Genomic DNA, 17553 nt, shown 5'->3' on the forward strand with positions numbered 1-17553 from the left:
AAGCGAGCAACGCCGACCAACATGTCAGATGTCTGCCGTAGTCGCCAAGGGTCATCTGGCAGAAAGCTCGTGGTTGTTGAGGTCTTGTCAAAGTCTGCAGATGACACCTACGTTCCACGGGTCAGATGTTTCCGCGAGACAGCGTGGTCCGCAGGGAGGCCCGGTGAACCCGGTTCGGGCTCGGCGCAGGTGTCTTCTTCATCGGCTACGCCCTGCTGGGCGTACCCTCCAGCCTGGTGCTGCACCGCTTCGGGGCCCGCCGGTGGTCGGCCGCGCTGATGTTCGTCTGGGGGCTGCTGTCCTGTGCGATGGCGCTGGTGTCCAACCCCACCGGGATGTTCCAGGCCGCCGTGGCGGTCGCCAGCATCATCGGCAACCCCCTCGGCGGCAGCCTCATCGGGCTGCACGGCATCGCCGGCCTGGAGGGCTGGCAGTGGATGTTCCTCCTGGAGGGCGCCCCGACCGTGGTCCTGGCGCTGGCCGTACCGTGGCTGCTCACCGACCGCCCCGAACCGGCCCGCTGGCTGACCGCCGAGGAGAAGGACCTGCTCGCCCGGCGCATCGAGGCCGACCGACCCGGCGAGAGCGTCAGACCGCCGCGCCGGGCCCGCGAAACGCTCCGCGACGGCCGGGTGCTGCGGCTGATGTTCGTGTACTTCGCCATCCAGATCGGCGTCTACGGCGTGACGTTCTGGCTCCCCGCCCTGGTCGGCCGGATCGACGGGCTGGGCGATGTGGGCATCGGCTTCGTCTCGGCGCTGCCGTGGGTGTGCGCGCTGCTGGGTGTGCTGATCCTGCCGTGGATGTCGGACCGCAGCGGCGACCGGCGCGGGCCGCTGCGGCTCGCCCTGGTGCTGACCGTCGTCGGTCTGCTCGGCGGGGTGCTGCTGCCCCCGGTCCCCGCCATCGCCGCCCTGTGCGTGGCCGCCTTCGGTTTCCTGGGCGCGCAGCCGGTGTTCTGGACCGTGCCGCCGACCATCCTGTCCGGCGTCCATATGGCCGGGACCATCGCGCTGATCTCCGGTTTCGGCAACCTGGGCGGCTTTCTGGGCCCGTATCTGATGGGCGTCGCGGAGTCGGCGACCGGCTCGGGCGCCACGGGCCTCTACGCCATCGCCGCCATCGTGGCGGCCGGTGTGTGCACGGCCACCACCCTCCGCTGGGTAGGAGCACCGACCACACCGTCACGAGAGGAGAGGACGACAGATGACACGCATCGTGCGCTTCGCCGATGAGGCGGGGACGGTCCGGACCGGAGTGGCCGACGACGCCGGCGGGATCCGGCCCTTCCCCGGTGTGCCGCTCATCGCCGAGCTGCTGCGGCTGCCCACGGCGGAGCTGCGGGCCCTGGTGGAGAACACCGCCACCGGCCCGGCCGCCGCCCATGAGCGGGACGTCCTGCCGCTGCCGCCGCTGGACGGGCTGATGGAGCTGTGGGCGGCGGGGGTGACGTATGAACGCTCGCGCGCGGCCAGGGTGGAGGAGAGCACCGAGCAGTCGGTGTACGAGCGGGTCTACGACGCCGAGCGCCCGGAGCTGTTCTTCAAGTCCCCGCCGTGGCGAGTGGTGACCGATGGCGAGCCGATCGCCGTACGGGACGACTCCGAGCTGAACGTCCCCGAGCCCGAACTGGCGCTGGTCCTCAACCGGCACGGCGAGACCGTCGGCTATCTGGTCGCCGACGACGTGAGTTCACGGTCCATCGAGGGCGAGAACCCGCTCTACCTCCCGCAGGCCAAGATCTACGCCGGAAGCGCCGCCGTGTCCTCGGCCATCGTGCCCGCCTGGGAGATCGGCGCGCCCGACGCGCTGGACATCACCATGGCGGTGTGGCGCGACGGCGAGGCGGCGTACCAGGGGGCCACCTCCACCAGGGCGTTCCACCGCACCCCGCAGGGGCTGGTGGACCACCTGTGGCGCTCCCAGCCCTTCCCCGACGGCGCCGTGCTGTCCACCGGCACCGGCATCGTGCCCGCGCTCGATTTCACCCTGCGCGCCGGGGACGTGGTGGAGATCTCCATCGAGGGGGTGGGCGTCCTGCGCAACCCGGTACGGGCCCATCAGTCCGAACTGGACTGGCTGGTGGAGGCCATCGCCGAGCCGCTGACCCGCCGTGCCCACCGCGGCCGCTTCCCGGAGTGAGCCGGGAAGTGACCCGGGAGGGGATCCGGGAGGGGATCCGGGAAGTGGCCCAGGAGGTGGCCCCGCGGATGGCACGGCCCTCAGCGCTCCAGTGAAGCCGCGTCGCCCATGACGACGACGGGCTCACGGCCGGGGTCCAGCGCCCGGAGCAGTTCCTTCATGGCACCCTCCGCGAGGCTGACACAGCCGCGGGTGGGGCCGCCGTGGTCGACGTGCAGCCAGATGCCGCCGCCCCGGTCCGGGCCGAGCGGGCGGGTCCGGTCCAGGGGGGAGGTGCCGGGCCGGCGGTTGTAGTCGATGGCGATCACGTAGTCGAACGAGCCGGACAGGGGCTCGCCTTCGAAGCCCGTACCGCTCGTGGTGAAGCGGGCCGACCGGTCGTAGGGCAGCCGCGTTCCGGGGTCGGCGAGCCGTCCGCCGGCGTCCGTGAGGGTGTGGACGCCGATGGGGGAGCGCAGATCGCCTTCCCGGTGGTCGTCGGTCCAGCCGTGGAGCGCGTTGTGCGCCGCCCGGGCCGCCCCGGCCCGCCACCCGTCCCCGGCGCGCTCGTACAGGACCGCCGTGGACACCGGTGAATTCCGGTCGTGGCCGGTCACCACCAGCACCTGCCGGGACCGGCGCGGCACCTCGGCCCAGGTCATGGGCCCGAGCCCCGGTGGCCGCGAGGGCGCCGGACACGGTGTGCGCCGTGGTGTGCCACGCGATGTGCCATGTGGTGTGCGCATGGTCATGGACCGGCCCCCGGCCTGGATGGAGAGCGACGCGTCAGGCCAAGTGTCGCGCGACGGCTCGAATGATGCCGCCGCTGCCGCTGTTCGGCGCCGAAGCGTCGCTGACCTGCGGTGTTGTCACCCAAGCGGCCATGGGTGCATCCGCCCGGACCCGCCAGTAGAACGCTTGCTCGATTACGCGGGTACGCTGCACATATGGGTGCGTATCTCCAGGGCTCGCTCTTCGACCAGACCGATGACATCGGTCTCGGCTCGCTGCGTGGGACACAACGGGCCGAACTCGGGTCCGGGGCCTGGATCGATCTGCTGCCCGGGTGGCTGCGGGGAGCGGACGACCTGTTCGCGCGGCTCGTCGCCGAGGTTCCGTGGAAGGCCGAGCGGCGCCATATGTACGAGCAGGTGGTGGACGTGCCACGGCTGCTCGCCCACTACGGCGCCGGGGACCCGCTGCCGCACCCCGTCCTGGCCGAGGCCCGGGAGGCGCTCTCCACGTACTACGCCACCGAGCTGGGGGAGCCCTTCACCACGGCCGGGCTGTGCTACTACCGCGACGGCCGGGACAGCGTGGCCTGGCACGGCGACCGCATCGGCCGCGGCAGGACCGAGGACACCGTGGTGGCCATCCTGTCCCTGGGCACGCCCCGGGACCTGCTGCTGCGCCCGCGTGGCGGCGGCAAGGCCATGCGGCGGCCGCTCGGCCACGGCGATCTGCTGGTGATGGGCGGCTCCTGCCAGCGGACGTGGGAACACGCCATCCCCAAATCCTCCCGCGCCACCGGCGCACGCATCAGCGTCCAGTTCCGTCCCAGCGGCGTGGGGTGACACCCGCCGACCACCCCGGTGCGATCAGGGGTCTCACGGCGCGCTGTTGATGCGGCTGGATTTTGGTACGGACCATTGACATATATGTTCGGGGGCGGTGTCATGGGGCCCGTCAGCTCTTGAGAGTGCCTCGGGTGGATGTCGTCATCCGGGGCCGGACCTCGGAGAGTTCCCCGTGAATGGACGTCCCGTCTCAGGGGTGTGGGCCGCTGCCGTGGCCACGCCGTCGCTGGGTCGATTATGGACGGACCGGGCCGCAGAGCCCGTGTCCGATGTGGAAGGTTGTCATGGTCGTGACAATCCATTCTTCCGTGTGCCCCCTCAGGTCGCGGCCGCGAAGGGCCTGAGCGGACCGAGTCACGGTCCACCGTGGCAGGGCCACGGCGCATGACCTCTAGTGGATTCACCAGTTTTCCGTAGCACCTTTCCCGCCGCGCCATCACGCGGCACCTTCCCACGGGCCTCCCGCCCCAAGGGCGGCGGCGCGTCGCCCGTGCGTCACCACGCCCGATGACCGCCCGAAGCGCACGTTCCCGTGCGTCATCGGCGCGGTGGCATCCAATGTTCCGCCACGAAAGAGAGATGAGACATGCCCATAAGACGTGCCCTCGTGGCCACGGCCGCGACGGCGGCGGCCGGAATATCGGCGCTCGCGCTTCCTCCTTCGGCCGCTGACGCGGCCTCCGGCGCGGCGCGGGACTCGTCGTCGGCCCAGGCGCAGGCCGCCGGCTTCGTGGTGAGCCGGGCCCAGTACCAGCGGATGTTCCCGAACAAGAACGCGTTTTACACGTATGACGCGCTGGTCAGCGCGATGAACCGGTTCCCCGCCTTCGCCAAGACCGGTACGGATACGGTCAAGAAGCAGGAGGCGGCGGCCTTTCTGGCCAACGTCGGCCATGAGACCGGTGGCCTCCGCCACATCGTGGAGCAGGACACCTCCAACTACCCGAAGTACTGCGACACGACGCGCCCCTACGGATGTCCGGCGGGGAAGGCCGCGTACTTCGGACGCGGGCCGATCCAGCTCAGCTGGAACTTCAACTACAAGGCGGCGGGCGACGCGCTGGGCGTCAATCTGCTCAACAAGCCGGGCCTGGTGCGGACGGACGCCGCCATCTCCTGGAAGACCGCGCTCTGGTACTGGACCACCCAGTCCGGGCCCGGCTCCATGCCCGCACACAAGGCCATGACCACCGGCGCCGGATTCGGGCAGACCATACGTGCCATCAATGGCGCGAAGGAGTGCAACGGGGCCAACCCGGCGCAGATGCAGGACCGGGTCAACCTCTACAAGAAGTTCACCAGCCTCCTCGGCGTCGCGCCGGGCGCCAATCTGACCTGCTGAGCGACGTTCCCACGGAGGAGTCATGCGCAGAATTCTGATCGGCCTGGCCACCGCGGCACTGGTGGTGCTGGCGGCCCTGCTGCCGACCGCGGGGACGAGCGCGGCCACGAGCGTGGCGCTGCCGACCGGCAACGCACCCGCCGCGGCCAAGGCGACACTCGCCGCCAACCACACGGTCACCTTCGTCAATCACACCGGACGGAAGGTGTGGATCGGCAGCGCCGTCAATGCCGATGGCTCGAAGCAATTCGCCAAACTGCCCATCCTGGAACCCGGTCGGTCGGCGTCGGTGACGGTCCCCGAGAACGCCGACCCCGGCCACTGGCGTGGAAAGTTCTTCGCCCGCCTGGGATGCACCGGCGCCTCGGGCAGCACCTTCCACTGCAAGGTGGGGGACTGCGGCAAGTTCGCCGACCGCTGTGAGCTGGGCGAGCAGCCCGTCAGCCTGGCCGAGTTCAATTTCGACACCAAGGACACGCTCGCTCCCTGGTACAACGTGAGCTACGTCAACGCGTTCTCCAACCCCATCACGATCGCCCCCAACAACCCCGCCGGTGGCGGAGGTTGCGGCACCCAGGGCTGCACTCAGAACCTGCTGCCGTTCTGCCCGGCCGCCAACCTCACCCGCTGGCCGGACGGCACGCCGATGCTGTGCACCAACCCCAACCGGGACGTGAAGACGCCGTACAGCAACGCGATCGCCTCACGGTGCCCCAAGGCGTACGCCTACTCCAAGCAGGACCAGGAGCCCGGCAACCAGGTGATGCAGAACTGCGGTAAGTGCAGTGGCTTCACCGTGACCTTCAACGCGGGGTCGTGACCATGCGCAGGATGCGACTTCTCGCCGTACTGCTGGCGGTGGTGACCCTGCTGACCGCGGGAAGCCAGACGGGCGCCGGCGCGTCCACGGCCGCGGTGAAGAAGAAGGGCGTCAGCGCCTGGAAGTTCAACGGGGTCACGGCGGCGATGTCCGATGCCAAGGTCGGCTGGTTCTACACCTGGGCCTCGGGCAAACAGCAGATCCAGGCTCCGGCCGGGGTCGAATTCGTGCCCATGATCTGGGGTCCCGGCTCGGTGACCGACGCCGAACTCAACCAGGCCAAGAGTCAGGGCACGACCCTGCTCGGCTTCAACGAACCGGACATGGCGGGCCAGGCCAATATGACCGTCGCCAAGGCGCTCGATCTGTGGCCCCGGCTCCAGTCGACCGGTATGCGGCTCGGCGCGCCCGCGGTGGCCTACGGCGGCGATGTCGCCGGGGGCTGGCTCGACCGCTTCATGAAGGGCGCCGCCGACCGCGACTACAAGGTGGATTTCATCCCCCTGCACTGGTACGGCGCCGACTTCGACGCCACCCGCGCGACCGAACAGCTGCGCGGTTATCTCCAGGCCACCCACAACCGCTACAACAAGCCGATCTGGCTCACCGAATACGCGCTGATCGACTTCTCGACCGGTACCCCGAGGTATCCGACCCCGGCCCAGCAGGCCGCGTTCGTGAAGAAGTCCACCGCCATGCTGCAAGGCCTGTCCTTCGTCCAGCGGTACGCGTGGTTCACGCTCTCCGCGGACCGCGGCGGCACCGGTCTCTACAACGGCGCGACGCCAAACCAGATCGGCACCGCCTACCGCGCGGCCGGCTGAGACAAGGCCACTCGCGCACGCCACACCACTCACACCACATCATGACAACCGAAACGAGGTCCTCCGCCATGCGCAAGGCAACGCTGATCGGCCGACTGGCGGTCGGAGCCGCCGCACTGACCGCCGTAGTGACCGTCGCCCCGACGAGCACCGCGGCCACCAGCGACACCCCGCCGCCCGGGCAGAACTGCTGGGCCACGCACTACGGGTACATACCGCCCGGTGCCTACACCGCCAGCGGCGAACTCTTCGACAACAACGCGAACACCGTCGCCACCTCCCTCAGCCGCAGCCCGCAGCTGCCGTTCGGCACCAAGGTGAAGGTCACCAACGTGGCCAACGGCAAGTCACTGGTCGTGCGCGTCAACGACCGCGGCACCTTCGGCTGGACGCCGTCCGTGCCCAAGTGTCTGGACCTGACCGACGGCGCCTACTCCCGGCTCGGCGGAGTCCTCAATCCCGACTCGGGCCACATCGTGGTCAAGGAAAAAATCGTGAGGTGAGAGGGTATTTGGTGAAGGATGTGGGGCGCCGGTTCCGGCGCTCCACATCGGCCCCCTGACGCCCGGCTCGCGAAGCGACCGTCGTGCGCCGGAGGCTTCCCTCTTTCCGGGGGCTGTCCGCCGGAAGCGCTACCCACTGACCTCGCGGGCAAGTACTCTCCGTGGCGACACTGGAACGTAACGGGTGATGAAGCGGGGTAGCGGGGGTGCGGGTGATGGCGGAGGCCGGTGACAAGGTCGCCGACCGATATCTCCTCCAGGAGCCCATCGGGAGAGGTGGGATGGGCGTCGTCTGGCTGGCGCACGATGAACTGCTGGACCGCCAGGTCGCGGTGAAGTGTGCCCGTCCGGACGACGACCGCGCGGTGGGGCGCCTGACCAACGAGGCGCGCAACGCCGCACGGCTGCACCATCCGCACATCGTCTCGGTGTTCGACTTCGTGGACGAGGGCGAGATCTGCTGGATCGTCATGGAGTACGTGTCCGGGGGCAGCCTCGCGGACATGGTGCGCGCCCGTGTCGCGCTCCCTCCGGAGGAGGCGGCCGCCATCGGCTGCCAGATCGCCGCCGCGCTGGCGAAGTCGCACGCCGAGGGCGTGGTGCACGGCGATGTCACCCCGGAGAACGTCCTGATCACCGAGGACGGGGTCGCCAAGCTGACCGACTTCGGCATCTCCCGGGCGCTGTGGAGCGAGGCCACCATGACCCAGACGGGCGGGGTGCGCGGCAAACCGCCGTATCTGCCGCCCGAGGTGGCCAGGGGAGAGGCGGCCGACCGGAAGTCCGATGTCTTCTCACTGGGCGCGACCCTCTACGCGGCGATCGAGGGGCGGTCCCCGTACGGCGAGGCATCGCATCCCATGGCCTATGTGGCGCGGGCCATCGAGGGCTATATCGAGACCCCGCACCGGGCCGGTCCGCTGGCGGACGCGCTCACCAAGCTGCTGCATCTGGAGCCGAGGCGGCGCCCCGCCGCCGACCAGGCCGTACGGCTGCTGCGACGGGTGGCGCCGTCGTCCACGCCGATCGAGGACACCGAGGGCCCGCACGACGGCGACACGCTGGACCGCACCCCCTTCACGATGCGCCTGGTGCCGCCGTCCGTCCGGGGGGCCCGGCGCCGCCCGGGCCGCCGGGTGGTCATCACCGCGGCCGCGCTGGTCACCGCCGCGGTCCTGGTGGGCTGGGCCACCCTCTTCGGCCCCTGGGGCGGCGGGCGCTCCGACGAGAGCGGCGGGTCAGGGAAGGACGGCGGGCGTGGCACGTCCGGTACGGCCGACTCGGCGACCCGGACGGGACCGGCCGGCACCATAGGCGACGCGCGGACCGCCGATCCCTGCAAGTTGCTCAACCCGGCCTCGCTCAGCCGCTTCGGCGAGACCGTGCTCGACCCGGACTACGGCGAGATCGACCGGTGCGATGTCCTGCTGCAGGGCGAGAGCGGCGATGACATCGCCGACGTCCAGCTCAACTTCAGCGCCGATCCGCCGGAGCCGGGTGGCGATGTGCCCACCAGAAGGGTCGGCAATGTCACCGTCGGCGCGTATCAGCGCGATGGCGACGAGTGCCTGCGGAACATCGCGTCCGCCGACCACAAGCAGATCTGGATCATCACCGAGCGGCTCGACGCCCCGGCGCCCGACCCCTGCCAGCTGGGCGACGCCGCCACCGACTACGTGGTCAGCGTGCTGGACCGCGGCCAGGTCCCCCGGCGTTCCGGGCAGCCGGTGGCGAGCTCCCTGCTCCGGGGACACGCATGCCGGGTGCTGGACGGCGATGAGCTCAAGCGGGTCGCCGGTGTCCGGGTGGCGGACCGCGACCCGGGCTTCGGGGACTGGCAGTGCGAGTGGACGGACGGCTCGGGCGACGCGGGGGTGAAGGTGGTGTTCAACCGGGACAACCAGTTCACCACGGACGACGGACAGTCGGCGGTCATCGCCGGCAGGCGGGGCTCGGTGTCGCCGAATGAGTGGGACGACGACTCATGCCTGGTCCGGGTGTTGCACCGGTCGTACCGCAACTCCCTCGGCGACGACACCGTCGAGTTCATGTCGTTGAACGTCTACGGACCGGAGTCCACCGGAAAGGTCTGCAAGACCGCCAAGGCGCTCGCCGCCGCGGCCGCGAAGAAACTCCCGGCATCATGATCACAACACCTCCCGGCAGCGACCGTCCTGCCACCGGGCGGGCACCCGCCGCCCGTCGCCCCGCCACCGGCCGTCCCGCCGCGGGCGGCCGCCCGCTGCCCGCCGCGCACGGCAGCCTGGCCCGCGGGGTGACCGCGCCGGTGCCGGGCACCGCCTTCGCGCTCGCCCTGACCGGTGGCATGACCCTCGGCCCCGGTGACGGCCGTGAGCTGCTCTTCGGGCGGAACCGCCCCGAGGTGCACATCTGTGTGGGCGAGGACGATCCACAGGTCAGCCGCTGCCAGGGCAGACTGACCCACCGCCACGGCCGCTGGTGGGTCGCCAACAACGGCCGGCTGCCGCTCCGGTTCCCGTCCCGGCTGCTCTTCACCGGCGAGGAGCCACTGCCCCTCGAGACCGGCTACACCCCGCTGTTCGTCCGGGGCTCGCGCGACCGTGAGCATCTGCTGGAGGTCTTCGTCAGCGGCCCCGAGACCGAGCGGCCGGTGGCCCTGCCCGGGGATGTCACCCGCCCGCCCCGCGTATGGGTGCTCAGCGACGAGGAGAAGCTCGCGCTCGTCGTCCTCGGCCAGCGGTATCTGCTCCACGAGCCCAGGCCGCAGCCCCTCACCTGGCGGCAGACCGCCTCCCAGCTCGCGGAGTTGCGCCCGGCAGAGGGCTGGAGCGAGAAGCGCGTCGAGCACCTGGTCAACCGGGTCCGCACGATGCTGTCCCGCGACGGAGTGCCCTGGCTGACCCGCGAAGAGGTCGGCGAACCGGTCGGCAACGCGCTCAACGACCATCTGATCCGGGCCCTGATGATGTCGACCACGCTCGTCCCCCCGGACCTGGCCCTGATCGACGCCGCCTGACCGCCCGGTGAGTTCCCACCGCTCAGCGCGCCCTGACCGTTCGTCGACCGTTCAGCGCGCCTCCTCGACCCCCGCCGTCGTGCCGGTCTCCGGGCGCTGGAAGAGCGCGTAGAGCCAGCCCAGGGACGGGATCAGCAGCAGCGCCCCGACCGCGAACACGATCAGCACGGCGGCCAGCACCGACGGCGGTGCGGCCGCCCGTGCCACGGTGAGGTCCGGGACCAGCATCAGCGGGTACTGCGCCACGCCCCAGGCCCAGACGATGAGGGCCACGGCGAGGGCGGCGGCGGCCCGGGCCCAGCCCCACAGCGACCGCATGAGCAGGACCAGCCCGGCCACTCCGGTGACGGCCGACAGCACCACCAGGGGCAGGGCGCGATGGGTGAGTCCGTGGAACAGCCGTGGCGCGTCGGCGTGCAGCACGGCGATGCCCGCCAGCGCCACGGCACCCGCGGCCAACCCGCTGGCCAGGGCCCGCCGCCGGAACGCCCGCACCAGGTCGGGCCCGCCGCCGCGCGCCGCGTCCGCGCACAGATAGACGGCGGCCAGATGGGCGCAGGTCACCACGGCCAGCACACCGCCGAGGAAGGACGCCGGATTGAGCCAGCTGGTGACCGTACTGCCCGCGGCGAGGCCCGGGGGTACGCGCCCGGAGGCCACACCACCGGCGACCGTGCCCAGGAAGAAGGGCGTGACGACCGAGGACGTGGCGAAGCAGGCCCCGAACAGCCGCTGCTGCCACAGCTGGGTGCTGGCCTTGCGGAACGCGAACGCGGCGCCGCGCGCGATGATGCCGAGCGCCGCCAGGGTCAGCGGCAGATAGAGGGTGGACATCACGGCGGCGAACACCTCGGGGAAGCCGCTCCACAGCATCACCACCACGAAGATCAGCCACACGTGGTTGGCCTCCCAGACCGGTCCGATGGCGTGCTCGATCAGTGCGCGCTGCGGCCGCCCGCGACGGCTGCCACCGGCCACCAGATCCCACAGCCCCGCCCCGAAGTCGGCGCCGGCGAAGAGGGCGTAGCACATCAGACCCAGCCACATCACCGCCAGGACGGTGTCCGCGAGCATCAGTACCTCCAGCGCTTCACACGACCGGATAGCCGGTCACATCGGCTTCCTGCGGGGCCACCGGGACCGGGCGCTCGCCCGCGAGCCGGCGCAGGACGTAGACGGTGGCCACCGTCATCGCGGCGTACACCACGAGCACCAGCCACAGCCCGGTCATGAGGCCGGGGGCGGGATTCACCGCGTCCCGGACGCTGAGGACCCCCTGCACCACCCACGGCTGACGACCCTCCTCGGTGACCACCCAGCCGCACTCCAGCGACACGACCGCCGCCAGACCGCTGAAGGAGGCCAGCCACAGGAAGAGGCGTGTGCCGCGGCGGGCCAGCGGGTCGCTCTCGCCCCGGCGCCGGGTGCGCCACCAGGCCAGCAGCAGCCAGACCCCGAGCCCGATCAGGAACAGCCCGCCGAGCACCATCAGGTCGAACGCCAGATGGGTGCCCGTGATCGGGGGCCGCTGGGCGGGAGGCACCTGGTTCAGACCCTCGACGACCGTGCTGGGACTGAAGCCGACCAGCAGCGACAGACCGTTGGGGATCTCCAGACCGCCCTTGATGCCGTGGTCGCCCGCGATACCGCCCACGGTGAGCGGCACATGGCTGGAGGTGGTGAGGACACCCTCCATGGCGGCGAGCTTGACCGGCTGGTAGTCGGCCACGAAGCGGGCGATCCAGTCGCCCACCACGAGCTGGACGGGTGAGACGACGGCGCCGAGGACGAACGGGATGAAGAACCCCGCGCGGTGGTAGCGGTCGGTGCGGCCGCGCAGCAGGGAGACCGCGTACACGCTCGCGGTCAGGAAGGACGCCACCATCAGCGCGGCGAGGATCATATGGACGGTCTGCGGCGGACTGGCCGGGTTGAACATCGCGGCCAGCGGATCGACGCCCACGACCCTGCCGTGGCGGACGGTGAAGCCACGCGGCTGGTTCATCCACGCGTTGGCGCACACCACGAAGAACGCCGAGGCCACACCGGCGATGATGATGGGGATCGCGGTGAGCATATGGACGCGCGGCGGCAGCCGGTCCCATGCGTAGAGGTAGATGCCGAGGAAGATGGCCTCGATGAAGAAGGCGATGCCCTCGATGGCGAACGGCAGCCCGATGACCTGGCCGTAGCGGCCCATCAGCCCCGGCCACAGCAACCCCATCTCGAAGCTGAGGATGGTGCCGGAGACCGCGCCCACGGCGAACAGCACCCCCATGGCCCGCGCCCAGCGCCGGGCGAGCAGCCGGTACGAGGGGTCGCCGGTGCGCACCCCCCACCATTCGGCGATCAGGGTGAGCAGCGGAAGCCCCACGCCCAGACAGGCCACCACGATGTGCCAGGCGAGCGAGAAGCCCATCTGGGCGCGGGCCGCGGCCAGATCGCCGGACGTGGCCGGGCCCGCCAGCCAGTCCCTCACCGCGGCCGCGGCCTGCGGCCACGGGTGCTGGTCGACAGCGGGCACGGCCGCTCCTCACTCGTCGCTGAGCCCCCTCCCGGAAAACACCTTTACCCGCCTCTGCCGTGTCGCGGTGGTTTCCCGGCCGCGACACGCCGGGGTGGGGCAACGGGCGGTCGCCCCACGACCGTCACTCGGTGTCCGCGCCGATGGCCTCCAGCATCGGGATGCGCGCGGCCTGACGGCCCGGCCAGAGCGAGGCCAGCACGCCGATCGCGGCACTCGCGAGGAAGAAGAGGGCCGTCCTGTCCCAGGGGATGACGAGCGGAACGGCCTCCTGGCCGAGGACCGCCGCCGCGCCGATGGCCGTACCGGCGACGACACCGAGCGCGGAGCCGAAGAGGGAGATGGTCACCGACTCCAGGCGCAGCACGGATCCGATGCCACCGCGGTCCAGCCCGATGGCCCGCAGGAGCCCGATCTCCCGCACCCGCTCGAAGACGGCCATGCTCATGGTGTTGACCACCCCGAGGGCGCCGATCAGCACGGTGACGCTGAGCATGGCGTACATGATGTTCAGGAACGGCGCGGTCCGCGCGGTGGCGGCGGCCCTCGCGTCGGCGCGGTCCTGGACGAGCAGCGCCGGGTTGTCCAGGGCGCGTCGGATCTCCTCCTGGAGCGCGGCGGTGCGGCCGGGGGCCGCCTTGACCAGGACCGAGCCGATGCTCGGCCGGCCCTCGGCGCCGGCCGGACGTGGCAGGGCGCGCTCGGAGACGAGGGCGGGGGTCAGCTCCTCCGGGCCGTCGTAGATCGCGACGACGGGCAGACTGGCCCTGGTGTCCGGCGTACGCCCGCTCGCACTGGTGAAGCTTCCGGTGACACGGGAGCCGAGCCGCCAGCCGTGGGCGGCGGCCAGTTCCTCGGTGACGGCGATGCCCCGGTCGAGGCGGTCCAGCGACCCCTCCCGGACCGTGAGCGACGCGGCGCGTTCCACCGCGGCGGGGTCGACCGCGGTGACCGAGAGGGGGGTCTTGCCGGCGAGGTCGAAGTAGGTGGGGATGACGGAGGTGACGGCCTCGGCGTCGGCGAGCCGCGCCACCCGGGCCGCCGTGCCCTGGCCGACCTCCCCGAAGTCGACGGCCGTGATGCGCAGGTCCGAGGCCATGGAGCGGTCGGCCTCCCGCTCGTCGAAGCGGTTCACCGAGGTGACGGCCACGGTGACCGCGGTGACCATCGCCAGACCGACCATCAGGGTGGTCGCGGTGGCCGCCGTACGCCGTGGATTGCGGCGGGCGTTCTCCACCGCCAGCTTGCCCCGGACGCCCGCCAGCCGGGTCAGCGGGGAGCGCAACAGCCCGGTGAGGCCCAGGGCGAGCAGCGGGGTGAGGACGATCAGCCCGACCAGCAGCAGGGGCGCGGCGCCGAAGAGGAGGTCCGGCTCGCCGACGGCGGCGGCGATCAGCAGCGCGCCGCACGCGGTGGTGATCAGCCCGATGGCGTTGCGGCGGCGCAGCGAGGCGGCGGTGGACGGCTGGACGGTCCGCAGCGCCGCCACGGGCGGTACGGCCGCCGCCCGGCGGGCCGGGAGGTAGGCCGCGAGGACGGTGACACCGATGCCCACGGCGAAGGCCGCGAGCAGCGGTTCGGCGGACAGCGCGGGCACGGTGGCGTTCCCCGCTCCGGCGGCGTCGAACAGGCCGCCCAGCAGATGTGCGACGCCGACGCCGAGACCGTAGCCGATGGCCGACGCGGCCGTGCCCACCACGGCGGCCTCGGTCAGGACCATGCGCATCACGTAGTTGGTGGTGGCGCCGATGGCCCGCAGCAGTGCGTGTTCCCGGGCGCGGGCCGCGCTGAGCATGGTGAAGGTGTTGGCCACCAGGAAGGTGGAGACGAACAGGGCGATCCCGGCGAAGCTGAGCAGCAGTGTGGTGAGCTTGTCCGCGTCACCCGCGGGAGCGGCACCGGACTCCAGCTCGGCGCGGGTGACCGCCCGCAGTCCGGAAGGCAGCGACGTCTGTGCCCGCTGGGCGAGTTGGGCGTCCGATGTGCCCTCGGCGGCGGTCAGTGTGATCGCCGAGTAGCCCTTCGGCGCGGGGGCGAAGTGCCGTTGCGCGGTGGCGGTGTCGAAGGCGGTGAGCGTGCCACCGGAGTCCACCCGGCTGTCATGGGCGGTGAAGACGCCGACCAGCCGTGCGTCGAGTGCCGTGCCCGCCACGACGATGCGCACCCGGGCGCCGACCCGGTACCCGGCCCGCTCGGCGGTCCGCCGGTCGACGGCGATCTCGGCGGCGCCACGGGGGCCACGGCCCCCGGCGAGCGGATAGCGGATGTCCTTGCCACTGCCGTCGGGCACGTAGTTGACGCCCGCGGCCTGGTTCAGATCGCCGACCAGAGTGCCGTCGGAGCCGACGAGGAAGGAGCGGCCCTCCACCACGCCGCGCGCCGCGGCCGCCGACGGCAGCGCGCGCAGCCGCCGCAGCAGCGTGTCGTCGAGCCGGTGTGGCGCGGCGGGGTCCGCGGTGATGGAGACGGACGCATCGGGCTGGGAGTTGGACCGGGCGCGGTTCACGGCCGCTCTGACGGAGTCGCCGTAGAGCAGCGAACCGGTCACGAAGGCCACCCCGAGCACGACGGCGAGGGCGGGCATCGCGAAACGGAGCCGATGGGATCGGAGGGTGCGCAGGGCGGTGCGGAACATCGACGGCCTTCGGGAGGGGTGAGGGGCAACGGTTGAGAAGGGGCGTGGCGCAGCGGGCTTGAGCGCTCTCCGGTCGCCCCGGATGCCATCCTTCGCGGGGACGTGGCGCGGCGGATCCACCGGAATGCCGAAGCGGGCCGTGCCACTTCCCCGGTTTCCTCGGCCGAAAGTCTGATGTGGCGACGGCGGCCGGACCGTAGCGTGACCTGCCATGATCTCCGAGTTCCGGTCCCGTTTCCGCTTCCGGCACCTCCGGCAGGGCCTGGTCGGCGTCGCTCTGGTCGTCCTCGTGGTCCTGGAGGGGCTGAACGCGCCGCATCCGGCGATGGCCGCGGCGACGATGGTGTCCGGGGTGCTGTGCCTGGCCGCGCTCGCGGTGCCGGAACGCCTCTTCGCGCGCTACGGCCTCGGCGCGGCGGCCCTCTCATGCGCGCTGACCGTGACGGAAGCGCAGCTGTCCGAGCGTCCCCCGAACACCCCGGGCATGGTGGAACTGGGTGCGCTGCTGCTGCTCAGTACCCGCGCCGTGCGGCGCTGCCCGCCCCTGCGAGCGACCGGGCTGGTCGCGGTATCCTCCCTCGCCGCCGTGGTCCTTCCGCTGCGGATCGAGCTGTGGGACGACTACCTCAAGAACCTGATCACCGTCATCGCGGTCTGCGCCGTGCCGTTCATGGTGGTGGTGGGGCTGTGTCTGCGTCTGTACGACACACTGCGGGAGCGGGAGCGCGAGACCATCCGGCAGGCCCAGCGCCTGGAACACGCCCGGGAGTTGCACGACTTCGTGGCCCACCACGTGACGGCGATCGTCGCCCAGACCAAAGCCGCGCGTTTCACCGCCGCGGCCGGACACACCCAGTCCCCGGAGGATCTGGACCGGATGCTCGCCCAGATCGAGCGGGCCGGATCCCAGGCACTCGGTTCGATGCGCGCCATGGTCACCAGCCTGCGGGACCATGCCACCGCCTCCGCCACGACCCGGCCCACGGGTGATCCGGCGGGCCCGCGCGGACCGCGTAGGCTGCGTGATCTGCGTGCCCTCACCGAGGAGTTCTCCGAGGTGGGGCCGGCCGCCGAGCTGATCCTCGCCCCGGAACTCGCCGATCGGCCGCTTCCGACCGGCATCGCCACCACGGTCCACCGCGTGGTGCAGGAGTCCCTGACCAACGTCCGCAAACACGCCACCGGGGTCGGCCGGGTGGAGGTGCGGATCGGCGTCCGGCCCGGCCATCCGGAGCGGCTGGAGGTGTCGGTCGTCGACGACGGGCAGGTTGGCGCCTCGCCCGCCGCCGGGCGGTCGGTCGAGGGGAGCGGCTACGGTCTGGTGGGGCTCGCGGAACGGGCCGAGAAGGTCAACGGGCACATCACATCAGGGCCACGGGACGGCGGCGGCTGGCACGTCCTGGCGGTCCTGCCGCTGGACAAGGCGGCCACTGACAAGACGGCCACCGAGGAGACGATCGCCTGCGATCATGCGTGACATGACGATCCAGGTACTCATCGCCGACGACCAGGAGATGGTCCGTGCCGCCTTCCGCATGATTCTCGACTCCCAGCCGGACATGCGAGTCGTCGCCCAGGCGAAGAACGGCGTCGAGGCGGTCGAGCAGGCCCGCCGCCTGCGGCCCGATGTCTGCCTCCTCGACATCCGCATGCCCGAACTGGACGGTCTGGAGGCCACCCGGCTCCTCGCCGGGCCCGATGTGCCGGATCCCCTCAACGTCCTCATCGCCACCACCTTCGACCTCGACGAATACGTCTACCGGGCGCTGCGCAACGGCGCGTGCGGCTTTCTGCTCAAGGACGGCGCACCGGGGCTGCTCACCGAGGCGGTACGGGCCGCGGCGTCGGGCAACTCGCTGATCTCCCCGTCGGTGACCGTCCGCCTGCTCGCGCACATGGCACCCCACCGCGACCGGCCTGCCCCTTCCGAGGCCCGTCCGGCCCGCCGGGGCAGGGGCGGGCTCAAGGATCCGATCGAGCCGCTGACCCAGCGTGAGGTCGAGGTGGTCCGGCGGGTCGCCCGTGGCCGTACCAACGAGGAGGTGGCCGCGGATCTCCATGTCACCCTGTCCACCGTCAAGACCCACCTCGGCAACGTCCAGCGCAAGCTGGCCGCCCGCAACCGCGTCGAGATCGCGGCCTGGGCCTGGGAGCACGGCATGGTGGACGAGTCCTCGCCGAACCGCGGCGGCTGACCCGCCCGGCGGGT

15 protein-coding genes are annotated in these 17553 nt (G+C 71.5%); 11 read left to right on the top strand and 4 right to left on the bottom strand.

Annotated elements, in window-relative coordinates:
• Positions 1–236 precede the first annotated feature (236 nt).
• Both LIV37_RS46360 and LIV37_RS46365 read left to right on the top strand, forming a co-directional pair.
• On the top strand, positions 237–1235 hold the full coding sequence (locus LIV37_RS46360) for an MFS transporter (RefSeq protein ID WP_020874003.1): 999 nt from the start codon (positions 237–239) through the stop codon (positions 1233–1235).
• A complete protein-coding gene (locus LIV37_RS46365) occupies positions 1207–2142 on the top strand; it encodes a fumarylacetoacetate hydrolase family protein (protein WP_020874004.1) in 936 nt (311 codons plus the stop codon). Before LIV37_RS46360 ends, LIV37_RS46365 begins: the two co-directional genes overlap by 29 nt.
• Before the next feature lie 80 nt (positions 2143–2222).
• Here LIV37_RS46365 and LIV37_RS46370 read toward each other — a convergent pair whose 3' ends face one another.
• Entirely contained in the window at positions 2223–2873 is a 651-nt protein-coding gene (locus tag LIV37_RS46370) for a L,D-transpeptidase family protein (RefSeq protein ID WP_121826571.1), read from the bottom strand.
• A 195-nt stretch (positions 2874–3068) separates the two neighbouring features.
• Here LIV37_RS46370 and LIV37_RS46375 point away from each other — a divergent pair, with 195 nt between their 5' ends.
• The 7 genes from LIV37_RS46375 (at position 3069) to LIV37_RS46405 (ending at position 10185) form a co-directional block, all read left to right on the top strand.
• Complete coding sequence (locus LIV37_RS46375; protein WP_020874006.1) at positions 3069–3695, top strand: alpha-ketoglutarate-dependent dioxygenase AlkB; 627 nt, start codon at positions 3069–3071, stop codon at positions 3693–3695.
• Between the two features lie 589 nt (positions 3696–4284).
• On the top strand, positions 4285–5040 hold the full coding sequence (locus tag LIV37_RS46380) for a chitinase (protein WP_121826570.1): 756 nt from the start codon (positions 4285–4287) through the stop codon (positions 5038–5040).
• Between the two features lie 22 nt (positions 5041–5062).
• The gene (locus tag LIV37_RS46385) at positions 5063–5860 is read left to right on the top strand and encodes a thaumatin family protein (protein ID WP_020874008.1); all 798 of its coding nucleotides are present in this window, start codon (positions 5063–5065) and stop codon (positions 5858–5860) included.
• An 11-nt stretch (positions 5861–5871) separates the two neighbouring features.
• Positions 5872–6684, top strand: a complete 813-nt coding sequence (locus LIV37_RS46390) for a glycoside hydrolase family protein (protein WP_020874009.1) — start codon at positions 5872–5874, stop codon at positions 6682–6684.
• Between the two features lie 68 nt (positions 6685–6752).
• Entirely contained in the window at positions 6753–7187 is a 435-nt protein-coding gene (locus tag LIV37_RS46395; protein ID WP_020874010.1) for a septal ring lytic transglycosylase RlpA family protein, read from the top strand.
• A 215-nt stretch (positions 7188–7402) separates the two neighbouring features.
• Complete coding sequence (locus LIV37_RS46400; RefSeq protein WP_121826733.1) at positions 7403–9334, top strand: serine/threonine-protein kinase; 1932 nt, start codon at positions 7403–7405, stop codon at positions 9332–9334.
• Positions 9334–10185 (top strand): FHA domain-containing protein, encoded by an 852-nt coding sequence (locus tag LIV37_RS46405; protein WP_202979715.1) that lies wholly within the window; start codon positions 9334–9336, stop codon positions 10183–10185. Before LIV37_RS46400 ends, LIV37_RS46405 begins: the two co-directional genes overlap by 1 nt.
• A gap of 51 nt (positions 10186–10236) precedes the next feature.
• Here LIV37_RS46405 and LIV37_RS46410 read toward each other — a convergent pair whose 3' ends face one another.
• From LIV37_RS46410 to LIV37_RS46420, 3 genes are all read right to left on the bottom strand, one after another.
• The gene (locus LIV37_RS46410; protein ID WP_020874013.1) at positions 10237–11259 is read right to left on the bottom strand and encodes a cytochrome d ubiquinol oxidase subunit II; all 1023 of its coding nucleotides are present in this window, start codon (positions 11257–11259) and stop codon (positions 10237–10239) included.
• A 16-nt stretch (positions 11260–11275) separates the two neighbouring features.
• Positions 11276–12709, bottom strand: coding sequence for a cytochrome ubiquinol oxidase subunit I (locus tag LIV37_RS46415; protein ID WP_020874014.1), 1434 nt, complete (start codon positions 12707–12709; stop codon positions 11276–11278).
• Between the two features lie 124 nt (positions 12710–12833).
• Positions 12834–15344 (bottom strand): ABC transporter permease, encoded by a 2511-nt coding sequence (locus LIV37_RS46420; protein ID WP_020874015.1) that lies wholly within the window; start codon positions 15342–15344, stop codon positions 12834–12836.
• Between the two features lie 211 nt (positions 15345–15555).
• On the opposite strand from LIV37_RS46420, the gene LIV37_RS46425 reads away from it, so the two are divergent.
• Together LIV37_RS46425 and LIV37_RS46430 are read left to right on the top strand one after the other, a co-directional pair.
• The gene (locus LIV37_RS46425) at positions 15556–16821 is read left to right on the top strand and encodes a sensor histidine kinase (protein WP_020874016.1); all 1266 of its coding nucleotides are present in this window, start codon (positions 15556–15558) and stop codon (positions 16819–16821) included.
• Positions 16814–17539 (top strand): response regulator transcription factor, encoded by a 726-nt coding sequence (locus LIV37_RS46430; RefSeq protein ID WP_020874017.1) that lies wholly within the window; start codon positions 16814–16816, stop codon positions 17537–17539. Before LIV37_RS46425 ends, LIV37_RS46430 begins: the two co-directional genes overlap by 8 nt.
• Positions 17540–17553: the final 14 nt, after the last annotated feature.

It is taken from the genome of Streptomyces rapamycinicus NRRL 5491 (assembly GCF_024298965.1).
Taxonomy (GTDB): domain Bacteria; phylum Actinomycetota; class Actinomycetes; order Streptomycetales; family Streptomycetaceae; genus Streptomyces; species Streptomyces rapamycinicus.